Origin of the sequence: Amycolatopsis sp. NPDC048633 (assembly GCF_040650695.1) — a bacterium.
Lineage (GTDB): Bacteria > Actinomycetota > Actinomycetes > Mycobacteriales > Pseudonocardiaceae > Amycolatopsis.
Map to the genome: position 1 here is coordinate 158,809 of NZ_JBEZHS010000005.1, position 20,394 is coordinate 179,202.

Annotated in this window: 5 protein-coding genes (1 of these 5 only partly in view); 2 read left to right on the forward strand and 3 right to left on the reverse strand. The window is 73.0% G+C overall.

The window, feature by feature from the left end; all coding sequences use genetic code 11:
• Both AB0C38_RS13295 and AB0C38_RS13300 read left to right on the forward strand, forming a co-directional pair.
• Positions 1-936, forward strand: a complete 936-nt coding sequence (locus AB0C38_RS13295; protein WP_360671402.1) for a diiron oxygenase — start codon at positions 1-3, stop codon at positions 934-936.
• Entirely contained in the window at positions 933-1,355 is a 423-nt protein-coding gene (locus AB0C38_RS13300) for a hypothetical protein (protein ID WP_360671405.1), read from the forward strand. Before AB0C38_RS13295 ends, AB0C38_RS13300 begins: the two co-directional genes overlap by 4 nt.
• Here AB0C38_RS13300 and AB0C38_RS13305 read toward each other — a convergent pair.
• The 3 genes in view from AB0C38_RS13305 to AB0C38_RS13315 are tightly spaced (each overlapping or abutting the next) and all read right to left on the reverse strand, a layout consistent with a single transcriptional unit that may run on beyond the window.
• Positions 1,341-2,591 (reverse strand): activator-dependent family glycosyltransferase, encoded by a 1,251-nt coding sequence (locus AB0C38_RS13305; RefSeq protein ID WP_360671408.1) that lies wholly within the window; start codon positions 2,589-2,591, stop codon positions 1,341-1,343. The two genes, AB0C38_RS13300 and AB0C38_RS13305, sit on opposite strands and share 15 nt — an antisense overlap.
• Positions 2,503-14,826, reverse strand: a complete 12,324-nt coding sequence (locus AB0C38_RS13310) for an SDR family NAD(P)-dependent oxidoreductase (protein ID WP_360671412.1) — start codon at positions 14,824-14,826, stop codon at positions 2,503-2,505. Before AB0C38_RS13310 ends, AB0C38_RS13305 begins: the two co-directional genes overlap by 89 nt.
• Positions 14,827-20,394, reverse strand: partial view of an SDR family NAD(P)-dependent oxidoreductase gene (locus tag AB0C38_RS13315; RefSeq protein ID WP_360671415.1) — the final stretch only. 10,689 nt of this gene lie beyond the right edge of the window; only the last 5,568 of its 16,257 coding nucleotides appear in the window; its start codon lies beyond the right edge, outside the window; the stop codon is at positions 14,827-14,829.

A 20,394-nucleotide genomic window follows, 5' to 3' on the forward strand; every position in this document is an offset into this window, starting at 1 on the left:
TTGACGGCAAGCGAATACCGGTCGAGGTTCACCGAGTGGGACCAGCGGTCCTGGGTGCGCTCCAAGCCTCACCGGGACTCCCCGTTCACCACGGGCCGGCACTACTTCTCGGCGGACCTGTGCCCGCTGTCGGCGTGCCCGCGGGTGCTCGCGGCACCGGCCGGCGTCCGCGCGGCGATCCTCGTCCACAGCCTCTACCTGCACCTGGAGTTCACCGTCCAGCTGGAAATGGGGCCGGTCAACGAGATCTGCGCGCTGCTGCGGTCGCCGGGCTTCCTGCCGTGGCTGCCCGCCGCCATGAAGGACGACGTGCTGCGGATCTACACCGACGAAGCCGGCCACGCGGAGATGTCCAACACGCTCAAGTCGGCGGTCGTGGCCGAGACCGGGGTGGTCCCGATCGAGCACCGGCCGCGTTTCCTCACCGAGCTCGCCGCGCTGTACTCGGCCGAGCTGCCCGCGTACCGGCCGCTGGTCAAGCTGTTCTTCGCGATCGTGTCGGAGACCCTGATCACCGGCACCCTGACCAAGCTGCCGAAGGATCCCGCCGTGCAGCCGGCCGTGCGTGAGCTCGCGCGGGACCACGCCGCGGACGAGGGCCGGCACCACGCGTTCTTCCGCCAGCTGTTCGAACTGCTGTGGCCGAGGATGCCGCTGCCGTTGCGCCGCAAGATCGGCGCGCTGCTGCCCCGGGTGATCCACGCGTTCCTCTGGCCGGACGAGCCCGCGCTGACCAGCGTGCTGCGGAGCATGCCCGGCGAGTTCGACGACCCGGTGCGGATCGTGGCCGAGATGTCCGCGTCGGCGCGGAATCGCGATGCCGTGCTGCGCAACGCGACGCCGACGCTGCGCATGCTCCGGGACAACGGGGTGTTCGAGGATCCTTCGGTGTCGCGGGCTTTTCTCGACGCCGGCCTGCTCGGGCGGGCCGGATGATCCGGGACTACCTGCTGGCGTTGCTGTCCGTGCCGCTGGCCTCCGAGTCCGAGCCGGCCCGGTTCGCCACCAGTGCGCCGTGGGCCGACCTCCTGACCCGGTGGCTGGCCAGGGCGCGGGAGCTGGACGCGAGGCTGGACTTCGACCTGTCCCCGCACCCGGCGGGCCTGTCCCTGCGGACGCGGCACCCGCTGGCGGCCACGGTGACCTTGGCCCTGGTCACCGAGCCCGACGTCGTGCCGGAAGCCGACAGCGACCTGCTCGTCGTGCTGGCCTGTTGTCCACAGTGGACGACGGAGTGCGACGACGACGTCCTGCTGGTGGAGCCGCGGTGGGCGGCAGGGCTGCTGCTCGACGACGCCACGCCCCTGTTCTGGGGCGTGTCCGCCGCCGAGCGGCAACCGTCAGTCCTGGACTAGCCGTTCCAGCTCCGGCACGATCCGGGCCGGCGTGGGGATTTCCTCGATCTGCGCCCGCACCTTCTCCGCGGACGCGGCGAACGACGGCTCGTCGAGGAGCCTCAGCAGCTGCGCGCGCAGCTGTCCGGCGGTCACCTGCTCGTGTTCCAGCACCAGACCGGCTCCCTCGCCGGCCAGCAGCTCGGCCAGGCCGGCCTTGTCCCACATGTTGCCCGGGATCACCAGTTGCGGCACCCCGTGCACCACGGCGTTCCCGGTCGTGCCCGCGCCGCCGTGGTGGACCACCGCCGCGCACGTCGGCAGCAGCGCGTCCAGCGGGACGAAGTCGAACAGCTTGACGTTGTCCGGTACCGCCGAGGCCGACTCGGCCTGCCGGGCGGTCAGCGTCGCGACCACCTCGACGTCCAGGCCGGCCACCGCGTCGAACAGGTCGTCGGCCGAGAACCGGTCCGTGCCCCACAGGTCGCGCCGGGACATGCCGAGGGTGACGCAGACCCGGCGCCGGGCGGGCGGCTCGGACAGCCACGCCGGCACGACCGACGGGCCGTTGTACGGCACGTGACGCACCGGAAGGTAGTCGACGCCGACCGGGAACCGGGTCCACGGCGGCAGCGGGTCGAGCGTGCGCTGCCCGAGGATCAGCTCCTCGTCGAACGTGCAGCCGTACCGGTCCAGCTTGCCCGACAGCCACTCCGCCATCGGATCGGCTCCTTCGGCGCCGCCCAGTTCGGTGAACAAGCCGCGCATGCGGGCCCAGTGGTCGAGCCCGAACAGCATCCGGACGTGCGCCGCGCCACTGGCGCGCGCGGCGATCGGGCCCATGTACGTCAGCGCGTCCCAGATGACCAGATCCGGCTGCCAGGCCCGGGCGAACCCGACCAGGTCGTCGAGCACCGCCTCGTGGGCGAGCCGTTCCAGCCCGAACGAGCACCACGTCGTGAACACGCCACGGACGTAGTCCAGCGTGAGCCGGTCCTCCCGGGTCTCGGTGATGTCGAACTCGGAGCCGAAGACGGTCTTGCTGGCGGGCCGCTCCTGGGCCTTCCGGCTCAGTCCGGCCAGGTCCAGCGCCGGGCCCGCCGCGACCGCCGGCAGTCCGGTGTGGACGATGGCGTCGGTGAGGTCCGGCTGGGCGGCGATCCGGACGTCATGCCCGGCCGCGCGCAGCGCCCACGCCATCGGCACCAGGTTGTACAGGTGCGCGTTCGCCGCCAGCGTCGTGAACAGAACCTTCATCGAACTCTCCCAACCATTCTTCGATCGCGGACACGGTGTCGCCGGCGTGCTCCTGCACCATCGTGAAGTGGTCACCGGGCACGTCCCGCACCGTGGGCCAGCCCGGCCGCAGACCGGCCGAGCCCTCGGGCCGCACGAAAAGCACCGGCGCGGTGATCTCCGGCGGCCGGTACCCGCCGAGCAGCCGGAGGTACTGGCCCATCGCCGACAGCCGGGTGCCGGTGAACGGGCCGAACAGCGGTTCTCGTTCCAGCAGTCCGTGCAGCAGCTGCTCGAAAAGCCCGTCGACGCCGTCGAGGTAAGTGTCGAGCAACACGACCCCCGCGGACCGGACGCCTTGGCGCTCCAACGCACTCGCGGTGGCCAGCGCGAGCAAGCCGCCCCAGGAGTAGCCCAGTAGCACCTGTCCGCGCGGATCACCCTGGCTCAGCGCGGCTTCGGCGAGCACGCTAGCCAGAGCGTCCACTGTGGCCGGCAGCGGCTCGTTGCCGGTGAAGCCCGGCACCGGCATGGCGTGCACCGCACGCACGTCACGCCAGTGCGCGGCCAGGCGGGCGTACTGCTGGACGCCGCCCATCACCATCGGGGACGGGAAGCAGAGCAGGCCGGTCGGGTTCGGCCCGGTGGCCAGCGGCACCTGCCGTGGAGGTCGCACCGCCGAGGTGAAGGTGGGCCGCAACCCGCCCGCCGCCTTGAGCAGCTCGAGGCCTTCCGGTACGCGCCCGTCGGCGACGGCCTGGCGGAACAGGTCGCCGAGCAGGTCCGTCGTCGCGGGCGCTTCGGTGCCGAGCTCGGCCAGCAGGTGCCCGGCGAGCCCGGCCGGGGTGTGGTGGTCGAACACCGCACTGGCCGGCAGCCGCAGGCCGGTCGCCGCGTTGAGGCTGTTGCGCAGCTCCATCGCGGTCAGCGAGTCGAACCCGATCTCCAGAAATGCCTGCTCCGGCGCTACGGCCTCGGGCCCGGCGTGGCCGAGCACGGCGGCCGCGTGGCCGCGCACCAGCTCCACCAGGGTCTTCTCCTGGTCGGCCGCGGACAGGCCGGCCAGCCGTCGCCGTAGACCGTCCACATCGGACCGGACAGCCGGCCGCGGGACCCGCGCCCGCGGCGCCAGCTTCGCGGGAACCACCATCGGCAGACCGGCCGCCAGTGCGGCGTCGAACAGCGCCAGCCCTTCCACGGTGGACAGGCCCTCGAGCCCGGCCCGGGACAGTCGCGCGGTGTCCGCGGTGGCGGTCATCCCGCTTTCGTCCGCCCAGAGGCCCCAGGCCAGCGAGACCGCGGGCAGTCCCCGCGCCTGCCGGTGCGCCGCGAGCGCGTCCAGGGAGGTGTTCGCCGCGGCGTAGCTGCCCTGGCCGGCCGAGCCGAGGACACCCGCGCTGGAGGAGAACAGCACGAATGCGGCCAGGTCCAGCTCGCGGGTGAGCTCGTGCAGGTGCCAGGCCGCTTCGGCCTTCGGCCGCGAGACCCGGTCCAGCCGGCTCGGCGTCAGCGACTCGATGACGCCGTCGTCCAGCACTCCGGCCGCGTGCACGACCGCGGTCAGCGGGCGCTCGGCGGGGATCCGCGCGAGCAGCCGCTCCAGGTCGGCTCGGTCGCCGACGTCGCAGACGACCACCTCGGCGTCCACGTCGACCGGCGGGTGGTCCTCGCGGCGCGTGGTCAGCAGCAGGTGCCGCACGCCGTGTTCGGCCACCAGGTGCTTGGCGATCCGGCGCCCGAGGGTGCCGGTGCCGCCGGTGATCAGCACCGTGCCCTTCGGGTCGAGCGGCGGCGGCACGGTCAGCACGACCTTGCCCACGTGCCGGGCCTGCGCCAGGAACCGGAACGCCTCCCGCGCCTGGCGGACGTCCCACAGCTTGGTGGGCAACGGAAGCAGCTGCCCGGTCTCGAGCATCGCCAGCACGTCGGCCAGCATCCGGCCGATCCGCTCCGGCCCGGCTTCGGCCAGGTCGAACGCCCGATAGGTGACGTCGGGGTGGTCGGCGGGTTCGCGGATGTCGGTCTTGCCCATCTCGAGGAACCGGCCACCCGGTCGCAACAGCCGCAGTGACGCGTCGACGAACTCGTTCGCCAGCGAGTTGAGCACGACGTCCACCGGGGGGAACTTCGTTTCGAACTCGAGATCCCGGGACGAGGCGATGTGGTCGTCCGGCAAACCCAGCGACCGCAAGGCCTCCCATTTGCCCGGGCTCGCCGTTGCGTACACCTCCGCGCCCAGCTGCCGGGCGATCCGCACGGCGGCCATGCCCACCCCGCCCGCCGCGGCGTGCACCAGCACCGACTGTCCTGATCGGACACCGGCCAGGTCGGTGAGCGCGTAGCAGGCGGTCAGGAACGCGACCGGGGTCGCGGCGGCCTGGGCGTGGGACCAGCCTCGCGGGATCCGCGCCAGCATCCGGTGGTCGGTGACCGCCACCGGTCCGAACGCGCCGGAGAACAGGCCCAGGACGGCGTCGCCCGGCGCCAGACCGGCGACGTCCGGGCCGATCTCGACGACCACGCCCGCGGCCTCGGCACCGATCGCCCGGTCACCCTCGGGCACCAGGCCCAGCGCGACCATGACGTCCCGGAAGTTCACCCCGGCCGCCCGGACCGCGACCCGCACCTGACCGGCGGCCAGCGGCCGGTCGGCCTCGGGCGCCGCGCCCAACGACAGGTCTCGCAAAGCGCCCTGGCCGCTGTGCAGCCGCCAGGAGCCGGCCGGTGGCCGCAGCTCATCGGTGAGCCGTTCCAGCCGGGGCGCCAGGAGTTCGCCGGCCCGGACCGCCAGCTGCGTCTCGCCCGCACCGAAGGCCGCGGCGACGGCGCCTTCCGGCAGCTCCCCGTCCAGATCCAGCAGGCCGAACCGCTCCGGGTGCTCCGACTGCGCGGACCTGACCAGCCCCCAGACGCCGGCCCGGGCCAGGTCGGTCACGTCCTCGCCCGGCCGGGCCGCCACCGCCGCCCGGGTGACGAACACCAGCCGGGCGCCGGTGTCCTGGGCCAGCCAGGCCTGCATCAGGCCGAGCGCGTCCGCGGTACCGCTGAAGTTCTCGGCGAACACGACCTCGGCCGCCGGCCCGGCCGCACGCACCGGTACCCAGTCGAGCCGGTACAGCGAGTCCGGTCGCCCGCCGGTGGCCGCCCGGAACGACAGCGACTCCACCGACGCCACCGGCGAACCCGTGGCGTCGGCCAGTTCGATCGAGAACGCATCGGTGCCCGCCGGGGCCAGCCGCACTCGAAGCGTCGACGCCCCGGTGGCGTGCCACGACACCCCGGACCATTCGAACGGCAGCAGCATGCCCCGGCCGGCGATGCCCAGCACGTGCAGTGCGGCGTCCAAGGCGGCCGGGTGCAGGCCGTAGCGGCCGGCGTCACGAATGTCTGCGGGCAATGACACCTCGGCGAACAGGTCGTCGCCGCGCTGCCAGGCCGCGCCCAGGCCCCGGAACGCGGGACCGTACGCCAGGCCGGCCCCGGCCAGCCGCTCGTAGAGCCCGTCCAGGTCCAGCGCGACCGCGTCGGCCGGCGGCCACTGGGTCAGCTCGAAGTACCGCGGCTGCCCCGGGGTCACCAGGCCGGTGGCGTGCCGAATCCAGGAATCGGTGTCCGGTCGCCGGGAGTGGATGGCCACCGGCCGGGCCCCGGACGAATCCGGCGCGCTCACCGTGACCTGCACCTGCACGCTTTCCCCGGTGGACAGGGCGAGGGGCGTGGTCAGGGTCAGCCGGTCGAGCGTGCCGCAGCCGACCTGCTCGCCCGCGTGCCGGACCAGCTCGACGAAACCCGTGCCGGGGAACAAAACCGTGCCGGCCACCACGTGGTCGGCCAGCCAAGGCTGGGTGCCCGGCGACAAGAGCCCAGTGCACACCACGCTGTCGGACTCCGCCAGGGTCACGGTCGCGCCGAGCAAGGGGTGCTCCGCGGCGTCCAGGCCGGCCGACCGCACGTCGGCGGACCGGGCGCCGTCCGGCCAGTACCGGTCACGCTGGAACGGGTACGTCGGAAGGTCGACGAGCCGGGCGCCGGCCGGGAACGCCCAGCCGACGTCGGCACCGTGGACGTAGGCCTCGGCCAGCGAGGTCAGGAACCGCCGCAGGTGTCCCTCGCCGCGGCGCAGCGAGCCGACCGCGACGGCGCCGATGTCGGCGATGCTCATCGTGAGCACCGGATGCGGGCTGGCCTCGACGAACACGGCGTGCCCGTCGGCCATGGCGGCCCGGACGGCGCCTTCGAAGTCGACCGGCTCACGGACGTTGCGGAACCAGTACTCCGTGTCCAAGATCGTCGTGTCCAGCAGGGACGCCGTGACCGTGGAGTAGAACGGCACCTCACCGGCCCGGGGTGTCACCTCGGCCAGCTCGGCCAGCAGCCGGTCGCGGATCCGGTCCACCTGAGGCGAATGGGACGCGATCGTGCCCGGCACCATCCGGGTGCGCACCCCGGCCGCCGCACATTCCGCGGCGAACTCGGCCAGCGCGGCCAGGTCACCGGCCACGGTCGAGGAGGCGGGCCCGTTCCTCCCGGCCACCGACAGCCGGCCGTCCCACCGGGTCAGCCTCCGCGCGACCTCGTCGGCCGGCCGGGCCACCGCCAGCACGGCTCCCTCGCCCGCCATGGTCTCCGCGAACAACCGGCTGCGCGTCACGACGACCCGGGCGGCGTCGGCCAGGGACAACGCGCCGGCGACGCAGGCGGCCGCGACCTCGCCTTGCGAATGGCCGATCACCGCGGCCGGCCGCACGCCGGAGGACCGCCACAGCTCGGCCAGCGACACCATGACCGCGAACAAGACGGGCTGCACGACCTCCACCCGGTCCAGCGCCGATCCGTCCCGCAGCGCGGCGAGGACGTCGATGTCCGAAAGGGACGCGATGGCCGCCGCGCACTCCCGCATCCGCTCGGCGAACACGGGCGAGGACTCCAGCAGCTCCGTCGCCATCCCGGTCCACTGCGAGCCCTGACCCGGGAACACGAAGACCACCCCGGCTGACGTCGGCGCGTCGCCGGTCACCGCGCCGAGGTTCGCGAGCAGTTCCTCACGGCTTTCGCCGATCGCCACCGACCGGTGCCGCATCACCGACCGGCCGGTCGCCAGGCTGAAGCCGATGTCGGCCGGGCTGAGCTCCGGGTGCGCCAGCACGTGCGACCGCAGCTGATCGAGCCGAGCCGTCAGCGCCTGCGCGCTGCGGGCGGACACCACCCACGGCACCAGCGCCGGAGCGTCCGAGGTCGCCTTGTCGACTGTGTCGGCTGGGGCCTGCTCGACCACGAGGTGCGCGTTGGTGCCGCTGATCCCGAAGGACGACACCCCGGCCCGGCGCGGCCGGCCGGTCTCCGGCCAGTCTTCGGCCTCGCTCAGCAACCGCAGCTCCGCCAGTTCCGGCAGCGGCGTGTCGACGTGCAGGGTCTTCGGCAGCACACCCGCGCGCAGCGCCTGCACCATCTTGATCAGGCCGGCCACGCCCGCGGCCGCCTGGGCGTGCCCGATGTTGGACTTGACCGAGCCCACCCGGACCGGCCCGTACGCGGCTGCCAGCGCCTGCGCCTCGATCAGGTCACCGAGGCGGGTGCCCGTGCCGTGCGCCTCCACGACGTCCACTTCGGACGGTCGCAGGCCCGCGTTCGCCAGCGCTTGGCCGATCACCCGCTGCTGCGCCGGCCCGCTCGGCGCGGTCAGCCCGTTGGAGGCCCCGTCCTGGTTGACCGCCGAACCGCGCACCACCGCCAGCACCCGGTGGCCGTGGCGCCGGGCGTCGGAGAGCCGTTCGAGCAGCACCAGGCCGAGCCCGTCGGCCACCCCGAAACCGTCGGCGGCCGCCGAGAAGGCCTTGCACCGCCCGTCCGCGGACAACGCCTGCTGCTTGCCGAACTCGACGAAGATGTCCGGGGTCGCCGAGATGGTCACCCCACCGGCCACGGCCAGCGAACACTCGCCCTGGCGGAGCGCCTGGGCCGCCAGGTGGATCGCCACCAGGGACGACGAGCACGCGGTGTCCACGGTGATCGCCGGGCCTTCGAACCCGTAGGTGTAGGCCAGCCGGCCCGAGGCGACGCTGTTCATCGTGCCGGTCACCAGGTAGCCCTCGACGCTGTCGCGGTCGCTGCCCATGCGTTCGGCGTAGCCGTTGTGGATCGCGCCGACGTAGACCCCGACCGGCGCGCCGCGCAGCGACGCGGGATCCAGCCCGGCCCGTTCGAAGAGCGTCCACGACCCTTCCAGCAGCATCCGCTGCTGCGGGTCCATCGCGAGCGCCTCCCGCGGGGAGATCCCGAAGAAGCCCGCGTCGAACTCGGCGGCGTCGTAGCGGAACCCGCCTCCGCTGGGCCCCAGCCCGCCGACGTCCCAGCCGCGGTCGGCCGGGAACCCCGCGATGGCGTCCCGGCCGGCGGCGACCAGCTCCCAGAGGTCCTCGGGCGAGTCCGCCCCGCCGGGCAACCGGCAGCTCATCGAGACGATGGCGATCGGCTCGTCGGCGGGCGCGACCCGGACAGTTTCGGCAGGCACGGCGTCGCCTGGCGTGCCCAGCAGTTCCTTGTGCAGCAAGGCAGCGAGCGCCACCGGGGTCGGCTGGTCGAACACCAGCGTCGACGGCAGCCGCAGGCCGGTGGCGGCGCCCAGCCGGTTGCGCAGCTCGACCGAGGTGAGCGAGTCGAAGCCCAGGTCCCGGAAGGCCCGGCCGCGGTCGATCTCCGCCGCCGAGCCGAACCCGAGCACCATCGCCGCGTGCTCGCACACCAGGTCCAGCAGCGCGGGTTCCGACGTGTCCACAGTGGACGTGATCGCGACTTCGGCCACCCGGCGGGTCCGGCCGCGCACCAGACGTCGCAGCACCGGTGCTTCCGAGCGCAGCGCGGCCGGGTCGAACCGGACCGGAACCAGCACGGCTTCCTCCGCGCCGAGCGCGGCGTCGAACAGGGCCAGCCCGTCCTGCTCGGACAGCGGCGCGATGCCCGACCCGCTGATGCGGGCGCGATCCCGTTCGTCGAGCTGACCGGCCATGCCGTGTTCCCAGGCGCCCCAGGCCAGGGAGACGCCCGGCAGGCCGTGTGCGCGGCGGTGCTGGGCGAGGGCGTCCAGGAAGGCGTTGCCCGCCGCGTAGTTGGCCTGCCCCGGCCCGCCGAGGATCCCGGCCGCCGAGGAGAACAGCACGAACGCCGAGAGGTCCGTGGTCAGCTCGTGCAGGTGCCAGGCGGCGTCCAGCTTGGGCCGGAGCACCTCGTCGAGCCGCTCCGGCGTCAAGGCGGAGACGGTGGCGTCGGCGAGCACCCCGGCCGCGTGCACCACCGCCGTCAACCGGTGCGGGATCGCGGCCAGCATCCGCGCGACGGCCGCGCGGTCGGCCAGATCACAGGCGACCGTGGTGACTTCGGCGCCGAGGGCGGTCAGTTCCGCGCACAGCTCGGGGGCTTCGCCCCGGCGGCTCGCCAGCACCAGGTGCCGGATGCCGTGTTCGGTCACCAGGTGCCGGGCGACCAGGCCGCCCAGCGCCCCGGTGCCGCCGGTGATCAGGACCGTGCCGTCGGGGTCGAGGGGTTTCGGCACGGTCAGCACGACCTTGCCGACGTGTTTCGCCTGGGCGAGGAACCGGAACGCCTGCTCGGCCCGGCCGAGCGGCCAGGTGGTCACCGGCAGGTGGCAGAGCACGCCCCGGTCGAACAGGTCGACGATCTCGCCGAGCATCTCCCCGAGCCGGTCGGTGCCCGCTTCGAACAGGTCGAAGGGCCGGTAGAGCAGCCCGGGGTGCTCGGCCGCGTCACGGATGTCGGTCTTGCCCATCTCGAGGAACCGGCCGCCGGGCCGCAGCAGCCGCAGCGACGCGTCCACGAACTCCCGGGCCAATGAATTCAACACGACGTCGACGCGGCCGAACTTCGTCTCGAAGCCCAGTTCCCGTGACGAGGCGAAGTGCTCGTCGTCCAGGCCGGACGCGTCCTGCTTGCCCGGGCCGGCGGTGCCGAACACCTCGGCGCCGAAGTGCCGGGCCAGCTGGACGGCCGCCATCCCGACCCCGCCGGCCGCCGCGTGCACGAGCACCCGTTCCCCGGCTCGGACGCCGGCGAGGTCGTGCAGCCCGTAGTAGGCGGTCAGGAACACCAGCGGCACCGCGGCAGCCTGTTCGGCGGTCCAACCGGCCGGAGTCGGCGCCAGCAGCCGGTGATCGGTCACGGCGAGCGGGCCAAAAGCACCCCCGAACAGCCCGAACACGCGGTCGCCCGGCCGGAACCGGGTCACGCCCGGCCCGGCTTCTCTCACGACACCGGCGCCTTCGCAGCCGACCACCGCCGTTCCCGGGTACATGCCGAGGGTGAGCAGCACATCTCGGAAGTTCACGCCGGCGGCGCGCATCTCGACCCGCACTTCGCCGGGGCCGAGGGGCCGCTCCGCCTCCGGTGCCGGGACCCAGGCGAGGCCGTCGAGGGTGCCCGGCGCGGTCACGTCCAGTCGTCGGCTGCCCGTGGTGAACCGGGTGAGCCTCGGTGCGTACCCGATCCCGGCGCGGATCGCCAGCTGCGGCTCACCGGCGCCGAGCAGGTCCGGCAGGACCCGCGCCGACTCCGGGTCGTCGTCGACGTCCACCAGCAGGAACCGGTCCGGGTGCTCGTTCTGCGCGGACCTCAGCAGGCCCCACACCGGGGCGTTCGCCAGATCCGTGACGTCCTGGTCGCCGACGGCGACGGCACCGCTGGTGACGAACGCGAGCCGGTCCGGTCGCTCTTCGGCGAGCCACCGCTGGACCTGTTCCAGTGCGCCGCGGGCTGCCTGTCCCCCGCCCTCGGGCAGGCCGGCTCCGGGGTCACACCTGGTCAGGACCACGTCCGTGGCGGGCGATCCGGCCGGCACCGGAACCCACTCGACGCGGTACATGCTGTCGCGCTTCGAGTCCACTGTGGCCGGTCGGAGCGTCAGCGATCCGATCGAGGCCACCGGAAGCCCGGTGCCGTCGGCGATCTGCAGGGCGACGGCGCCGGGTCCGGCCGGGGTGATCCGGACCCGGACCGTCGAGGCACCGGTGGCGTACAGGTCGACGTCGTGCCAGGCGAACGGCAGCTGCGCGAGGCCCGAGTCGCCGAGCGACCCCAGCCCGATCGCGTGCAGGGCCGCGTCGAGCACCGCCGGGAGGTGGGCGTCCTGGAGCGTGACCTCGGCGAACACTTCGTCGCCGCGCCGCCAGGCCGCTCGCAAACCGCGGAACGCCGGCCCGTAGCGGAGTCCGGCGTCGGCGAGCCGGTCGTAGTGGCCGGCCACGTCGAGGGCGTCGGCCTCGGACGGCGGCCAGTCGATGAGCCGGAAGGCCTCGGGCACGCCACCGGACAGCACGCCACTGGCGTTGTGCACCCACTCGGAGCCGTCACGGGAGTGGATGGTCAACGCCCGCTGATCGTCCACCCGCACCTGCAGGTCGATCTCACCGGTGGCGGGCAGGACGATCGGGGCGTGCAGGGTGAGTTCGGCGACCCGGCCACAGCCGGCCCGGTCACCGGCCTGGACCGCCAGCTCCAGCAACGCCGTGCCCGGCAGCACCACCGATCCCAGCACCGCGTGGTCGGCGAGCCAGGGATGCGACCGCAGCAACAGCTTCTTGGTCAGCAGCAGGCCGTCGACTCCGGCCAACTCGACCGAAGTGACGTCGTCGGCCTCGCGGGGCGCGTCGAGCCAAAAACGTTTGCGTTGGAACGCGTAGGTGGGCAACTCCACGTGACGTGCCCCGGTGTCCGCGAAGTACCTCGTCCAGTCGACCGGGACACCCCGCCCGTGCACGCGGGCCAGTGCGGTGACGACCGAGTGCGGCTCGGGCCGGTCCCGGCGCAGGGCAGGCACGAGGACCGCACCGGTCTCGCCGACGCAGTCCTGGCCCATCGCCGACAACGTCCCGTCCGGCCCGAGCTCCACGAAGGACCGGACGCCGAGGGCGAGCAGCGTCCGCATGCCGTCGGCGAACCGGACCGGTTCCCGGACCTGGCGCACCCAGTACTCCGGGTCCGTGACGGCACCGGACACGACCTGGATCTCGGGCGGCCGGAAGGAAAAGCTCTCGACGACCCGGCGGAACTCCGCGAGCATCGGCTCCATCCGCGCCGAGTGGAACGCGTGGCTCACCCGCAGCCGCTTCGAATCCCCGAACCGTGCGGCCAGCGCCAGCACGGCGTCCACGTCACCGGAGAGCACGACCGACGACGGGCCGTTGACCGCCGCGAGGTCGACCCCCTCGCCCAGCAACGGCCGGACCGCCTCCTCGGTGGCGCGGACCGCCACCATCGCCCCGCCCTCGGGGAGCTCCTGCATCAGGCACCCCCGCGCGGACACCAGCGCACAAGCGTCCACAAGGGACAGCACACCGGACACGTGCGCCGCCGCGACCTCGCCGACCGAATGTCCCAGCACCGCGTCCGGTCGCAGCCCCCAAGACTCCAGCAACCGGAACAGGGCGACCTCGAGCGCGAACAGGGCGGGTTGGGCGAATTCGGTCCGCTCCAGCGCTTCGGCGTCCGTCCTGAGATCGAGGTGAGCACCGATCGCGTCCCACGCGCGGGCGAACACCGGGAAGGTCGCGGCCAGCTCACGTCCCATCCCCGCCCGCTGGGAGCCCTGACCGGAGAACAGGAACGCGACCCCGCCGGCCTCGACAACTCCTTCGCCCCTGACCTGGTCGAGGGCGGTGATCAGGCTGTCCCGGTCGTCGGCGACCACGAACGCCCGTTCGCCGAGCATCGCGCGGCCGGCGAGGGTGTGGCCCACGTCCAGCACGTCGACGTCCGTCTCGGCCAGGTGCGCCGAGAGACGTTCGGCCTGGGTGCGCAACGCCGCCGCGCTGTGGGCGGACAGCAAGCACGGCACCGGCCCGGCGAACCGGACCCGGTCACCCGCCTCTTCCGGCGGCGGGGCCTGTTCCAGGATCGCGTGCGCGTTGGTCCCGCTGGCGCCGAACGACGAGACGGCGGCCCGCCGAGCCGGGCCTGGCCACGGACGCTGCTCGGTCAGCAGCTCGACCGCACCCGCCGACCAGTCGATCTGTGCCGACGGACCGTCCACGTGCAAGGTTTTCGGCAGCGTGCCGTGGCGCATGGCCATGACCATCTTGATCACGCCCGCCACGCCGGCGGCGGCCTGGGTGTGCCCGATGTTGGACTTGATCGAACCCAGCCACAGCGGCTCGGCCCGGTCCTGCCCGTAGGTCGCCAGTAAGGCGTGCGCTTCGATGGGATCGCCGAGGGTGGTGCCGGTTCCGTGCGCCTCGACGGCGTGGACGTCGGCGGCCGTGAGCCCCGCGTCGGCCAGGGCCTGCCGGATCACGCGTTGCTGCGCCGGGCCGCTCGGCGCGGTCAGCCGGCTGCTCGCCCCGTCCTGGTTCACGGCACTCCCCCGCACCAGCGCGAGCACCGGGTGGCCGTGGCGCCGGGCGTCGGCCAGCCGTTCGAGCACCAGCACGCCGGCCCCTTCGGCGAACCCGGCGCCGTCCGCCGCGGCGGCGAACGCCTTGCACCGGCCGTCCGGGGCCAGCCCGCCCTGCCGGCTGAAGTCGATGAACGTGCCCGGCGTGGCCATCACCGCCACGCCACCGGTCAGGGCCAGCGAACATTCGCGGCGCCGCAGCGACTGGCTGGCCAGGTGAAGGGCGACCAGGGACGACGAGCACGCCGTGTCCACGGTGACCGCCGGGCCTTCGAGGCCGAAGGTGTAGGACACCCGGCCGGACACGACGCTGGGCGAGCTGCCGATGCTGAGCTGCCCCTCGAAGCCGTCCGGGATCCGGTGCAGGCGGCTGGCGTAGTCCTGGTACATCACGCCGGTGAAGACGCCGGTGTCGCTGCCCCGCAGGGAAAGCGGGTCGATCCCGGCGTTTTCGAACGCCTCCCAGGTGGTCTCCAGCATCAGCCGCTGCTGCGGGTCCATCGCCAGTGCTTCGCGCGGGGACACACCGAACAGGCCGGGGTCGAACAGCGCGGCGTCGTGCAGGAAGCCGCCGTGGCGCGTGTAACTCGTGCCGGTCCGGCCGGGATCCGCGTCGTAGAGGGCGTCGAGGTCCCAGCCGCGGTCGGTGGGGAACTCCGAGACGGCGTCGACCCCCTGGGAGACCAGCTGCCACAGGTCCGCCGGACTCACCACTCCGCCGGGCAGCCGGCAGCCCATGCCGACGATCGCGATCGGCTCGCCCGCCGCCGACTGGGCCTCGCGCAGTTGGGTTCGGGTTTGCTGCAGGTCGGCGATGGTCCGTTTGAGGTAGTCGCGCAGCTTCTGTTCGTTGTCCATCTAGAGGATCCCCAGATCGTCGTCGACCAGCTCGAACAGTTCGTCGTCGGTGGCGGAGTCGAGGCTCGCGGTGTCCGCGCCGCCGCCGAGACCGGCCAGCAGCGACCGCAAGCGGCCGGCCACCGCCAGCCGGGTGTCGTCGTCGGCCGACTCCCGCAACCGGGCCTCCAGCCGGTCGAGCTCGTCGATCGGCGACCACCGGCCGCCCACCAGCTCGAGGTGCAGGCGTTCGGCCAGCGCGACCGGAGTCGGGTGGTCGAACAGCGCCGTGGTGGGCAGGCGCACGCCGGTCGCCGCCGCCAGCCGGTTGCGCAGTTCCACCGCGGTCAGCGAGTCGAAGCCCGCGTCCAGGAACCCCCGGGTGGTCTCGACCAGGTCGGGCGCGGGGTGGCCGAGGACCGCCGCCGCGTGTCCCCGCACCAGGTCCAGCAGCGCGCGGTCCTGACCGGCTTCCGGCAGCGTCGCGAGGCGCTGGGCGAGCCCGGTCTCGACCTGGACCGGTGCCTTGGCGGCGACCAGTCCCCGCAGCAAGCCAGGCACTTCGTCGACCCCGGTGACGTCCAGCCGGACCGGGACCAGCACCGGCTCGTCCTGGGCGCAGGCCGCGTCGAACAAGGCGAGCCCGTCGGCCGAGGACAGCGGACGCACTCCCCAGCCGGACATCCGTGCGACGTCGGTTTCGCCCAGGCCGCCGGTCAGTCCGCTGCGCGGTTCCCACATTCCCCACGCCAGAGACACCGCGGGCAGTCCGGCGGCCCGGCGGTGGCGCGCCAGCGCGTCCAGGAACCCGTTCGCCGCCGCGTAGTTGCCCTGTCCCGGCGTACCGAACACGCCGGCCGCCGAGGAGAACAGCACGAACCGGGAGAGGTCCTTCGTCAGCTCGTGCAGGTGCCATGCCCCGTCGGCCTTCGGTGCCAGGACCGCGTCCATCCGTTGCGGTGTCAGGGAATCGATGATCCCGTCGGCCACCACACCGGCGGCGTGCACGACACCGCGCAACGGGAACCCGGCCGGTATCCCGGCGAGCACGCGGGCGAGCGCGTCGCGGTCGGACACGTCGCAGGCGGCCACCGTCACCAGCGCACCGGCGGCTTCGAGCTCCGCCACCAGGCCGGGAGCGTGCCCTTGCCGGCTGACCAGGACCAGGCTGCGGACACCGTGTTCGGCGACGAGGTGGCGGGCCACCAGTCCGCCCAGCACCCCGGTGCCGCCGGTGATCAGCACGGTGCCCGTGGTGTCCCAGATCGCGGTCCCACGATCTCCGGTCACCCGGGTCAACCGGGGAACCCGGACAGTCCCATCGCGGACTTCGCACTCCGTCTCCCCGGCGGCCAGCGCCGCCAGGACCGCGTTCACCCGGAGGTCGCCGGCGCGCAGGTCGACGAGCGCGAACCGGTCCGGGTTCTCCGAGCAGGCCGACCGCACCAGGCCCTGCACCGCCGCGCAGGTGAGTTCCGCGCCCTGGGTCACGATCGCCAGCCGCGAAGCGCTGAACCGGCCGTCGTCCAGCCATTCCTGCAACACCGTCAGCATCCCGACGGTGGCTTCCCGCACGGTTTCGCCGGTGTAGCGGGCGTTCAGGAAGACGGTCGCGGGGATGTCCCGTAGTTCGGCCAGGTCCGTGACGACCGTGTGCGAGCCCTCGGGCGCTCCTTCGGGGGCCGTGGTCCAGTCGACCCGGAACAGCCGGTCGCGCGGGGTGGGCGAGCGCAGCGCCAGCGCGTCCACCCGGGCGACCTCGTTGCCGTGGTCGTCGGACAGCTGGATCGCGACGACGTCGTTGTCGCGCAGCGAGATCCTCGCCCGGAGCGCGGACGCTCCGGGCGCGGTGAGCGAGACCCCGCTCCACGAGAACGGCAGGGCCGGCTTGGTCCGGTCGGCCCCGAGGACGTGCAGGGCCGCGTCGAGCAGCGCGGGGTGCAGCCGGAACCGGCGTGCTTCCGGCCGAAGCCGCTCGGGAAGCGCCACTTCGGCATAGAGGTCCGAACCTGCCCGGAACGCCGACCGCAGGCCGCCGAACGCGGGTCCGTAGCGGTAGCCGAGTCCGGTCAGCTTGTCGTAGAGGCCGGGCACCTCGATGGGTTCCGCATCCGCGGGCGGCCACGGCATCGGTTCGCCGGTCGCGTAGACCTCGGCGGTGAGGACGCCGGACGCGTGCCGGGTCCACGACTCGTCGTCCGCCGCCCGGGAGTACATCCGCACCGGCCGTTGTCCGGACTGGTCCGGGGCGTCGACCGTGAGCTGGACGGTGGCGGAACCCGGCAACGCCAACGGGGACTCGAGCGTCAGCTCGGCCACCCTCGGGGAGCCGACCTGGTCGCCGGCCCACAACGCGAGGTCGAGGAAGGCCGTGCCGGGCAACAACACCGTGTCCCCGACGGCATGCTCGGTGAGCCAGGGCATCCGGTCCGGGTCGAGCCGGCCGGTGAACACCGTCATCGCCGAGTCCGCCAGGGTGGTCACCGTGCTGAGGAACGGGTGATCGTGCAGGGTCGCGTCCGGGTCGTCGGCGTTCAGCCAGTAACGCTGCCGCTGGAAGGGATAGGTCGGCAGATCCACCGACCGCCCACCGGCTACCAGAGGCGTCCAGTCGACCTCGACGCCGTGCACGTACGCCTCGGCCAACGACGTCAGGAACCGCTCGAGTCCGCCGTCCCCACGGCGCAGTGAGCCGATAGCGGTCCCCTCGATGTGCATGGTCAGCACCGGATGCGGGCTCATCTCCAGGAACACGCAATCGCCCAGAGACTGGACGGCCCGTTCGAACTGCACGGTCTGACGAAGGTTCTGATACCAGTACTCCGCGTCGAAAGTCGCCGTGTCGGACACTGTGGAGCAGAACGGGATCGTCGCCGCGCGAGGCTCGATGCCCTCCAGCGCCGCGATGATCTCGTCCCGCACGGACTCCACGTGAATCGAGTGCGACGCGTAGTCCACCGCGATCCGCTTGCCCGGAACGCTCAGCAGAAGATCGTCGATCGCCTCGGGATCCCCGGACACCACCACCGACGCCGGACCATTCACCACCGCCACCGACAACCGATCGTCCAGCACGTGGCCTTCGGGAAGCGTCACCGACGCCATCGCACCCTGGCCGGAGAGCTTCTCCGCGATCACCCGGCTCCGGGCCGCCACCACCTGAGCACCGTCCTCGAGCGACAACGCTCCCGCCACGCAGGCCGCCGCGATCTCCCCTTGCGAATGACCCACCACGACGTCCGGTTCGACGCCGAAGGACCGCCACAATCCAGCAAGGGAAACCATCACTGCCCACAACGCAGGCTGAACCACCTCGACACGCTCACTGTCCAGCGCATCACGCAAGTCGACCCACGGCTCCAACGCCGCCGCACACCGATCCATCCACTTCGCGAACACCGGCGACGAGTCCCACAACTCGGCCGCCATGCCCACCCACTGCGAACCCTGCCCCGGAAAGATGAACACCGTCTTGGCTACCGGCTCGACGACGCCCTCGACGATCCGATCCCCCAGCACCACCGCGCGATGGTCGAAGGCGGCGCGACCGCGCACCAGCGAATAGCCGACGTCGACGGCGGTCCCCGGGCACTCGGAAAGCCGCCGGATCTGGTCCCGCAACGCTTCCGCGGACTGAGCGGACACCACCCACGGCACGAGACCGCGGTCAGGTCCGTCCGGAGCCTCCGCGACCGGCACGTGCTCGATGATCACGTGCGCGTTGGTGCCGCCGACCCCGAAGGACGACACCCCGGCCCGTCGCGGCCGGTCCGCCTCGGGCCACGCCACCGAGTCCCGCGCCAACGACACCGCACCAACAGTCCAGTCCACAAAGGACGAGGGCTGGTCGATGTGCAGGCTCGCTGGCACCACACCGTGCCGCATGGACAGGACCATCTTCATCACCCCGGCCATCCCCGCGGCCGCCTGGGTGTGCCCGATGTTGGACTTCACCGACCCCAGCCACACCGGCTCGGTCCGGTCCTGGCCGTACGTCGCCAGCACCGCTTGCGCCTCGATCGGATCACCCAATCGAGTACCGGTTCCGTGCCCCTCCACGACGTCCACGTCGGCAGGCGACAGGCCCGCGTTGGCCAGGGTCTGCCGGATCACCCGCTGTTGCGCGGACCCGCTCGGCGCCGTCAGCCCGTTCGACGCGCCATCCTGGTTGACCGCGCTGCCGCGGACCACCGCCAGTACCGGGTGTCCGTTGCGGCGGGCCTCGGACAACGGCTCGACGAGCAGCATGCCCGCGCCTTCGCTCCAGCCGGTGCCGTCGGCGGCGTCCGCGAACGGTTTGCAGCGGCCGTCGGCGGCGATCCCGCCGAGCCTCTCGAACTCCGAGAACGCGCCGGGACTGGACATCACCGTGACGCCCCCGACCAGCGCCATCGAGCACTCGCCCTGCCGCAGCGACTGGCAGGCGTTGTGCAGCGCCACCAGTGCCGAGGAGCAGCCGGTGTCGATGGTGACCGCCTGGCCCTCCAGTCCGAAGGTGTAGGCGATCCGGCCCGAGAGCACGCTTCCGGTGCTGCCGGTGGCCAGGTATCCCGCGAAGTCCGCCGGCGCCTGGTGCATCCGGGGGCCGTAGTCCTGGGCCAGTGCGCCGACAAACACCCCGGTCCGGCTGCCGCGCACCGACGTGGGATCGATGCCCGCTCGTTCGAAGGCCTCCCACGAGCACTCCAGCATCAGCCGCTGCTGCGGGTCCATCGCGGTCGCCTCGCGCGGTGAGATCCCGAAGAAGCCCGCGTCGAACTCGGCGGCGTCGTAGAGGAATCCGCCGGTGCCGGACACGGTCCAGCCGCGGTCGGCCGGGAAGCCGGAGATCGCGTCGGCCCCGTCGGCGACCAGCCGCCACAGGTCCTCGGGCGAGCTGACCCCGCCGGGGAACCGGCAGCTCATCGCCACGATCGCGATCGGCTCGCCGACGGGCGTGGCGGCCGCCGCCGGCTCCGGCGCGGGCCCGCTCAGGTAGGCGGCGAGCGCGGCGCAGTTCGGGTGGTCGAACACGACCGTCGCCGGCAGGCTCAAGCCGGTCGCGTGGTTCAGCCGGTTGCGGAGTTCGACGGCCGTGACCGAGTCGAAGCCCAGCTCCCGGAACGCCCGCCGGACGTCGACCGCGGCACCGGAGTCGATCCCCAGCACGGCAGCCACCTGCGCGCGGACCAGCGGGAGGGCGTCGCCGACGACCGGGCGTGGCAGCTCGGGCTCTTCGAAGACCTCGGCCAGCAAGGGACGCTTGCGGGCGACGGAGTAAGCGGGCCCGAACACCGGCCAGTCGATGTCGGCGACGACCAGGCCGGGTTCGTCGAGCTCCCGGAGCGCGCGCACCGCCAGCTGCGGGTCCATTTCCCGCAGTCCGAGCCGCCGGAACCGCTCGCCGACGCCACCGCGCGTCATGCCGTCGCCCGCCCAGGTGCCCCAGGCGATCGAGGTGGCGTTGCCGCCCGCGGCCCGGCGCTGCTGGGCGAGCGCGTCCAGATAGGCGTTCGCCGCCGCGTAGGCGCCTTGCCCGCCGCCGCCCCACACCCCCGCGCCGGAGGAGAACAGCACGAAGGCGTCCAGGGTGTCGTGGTCCAGCAGGGC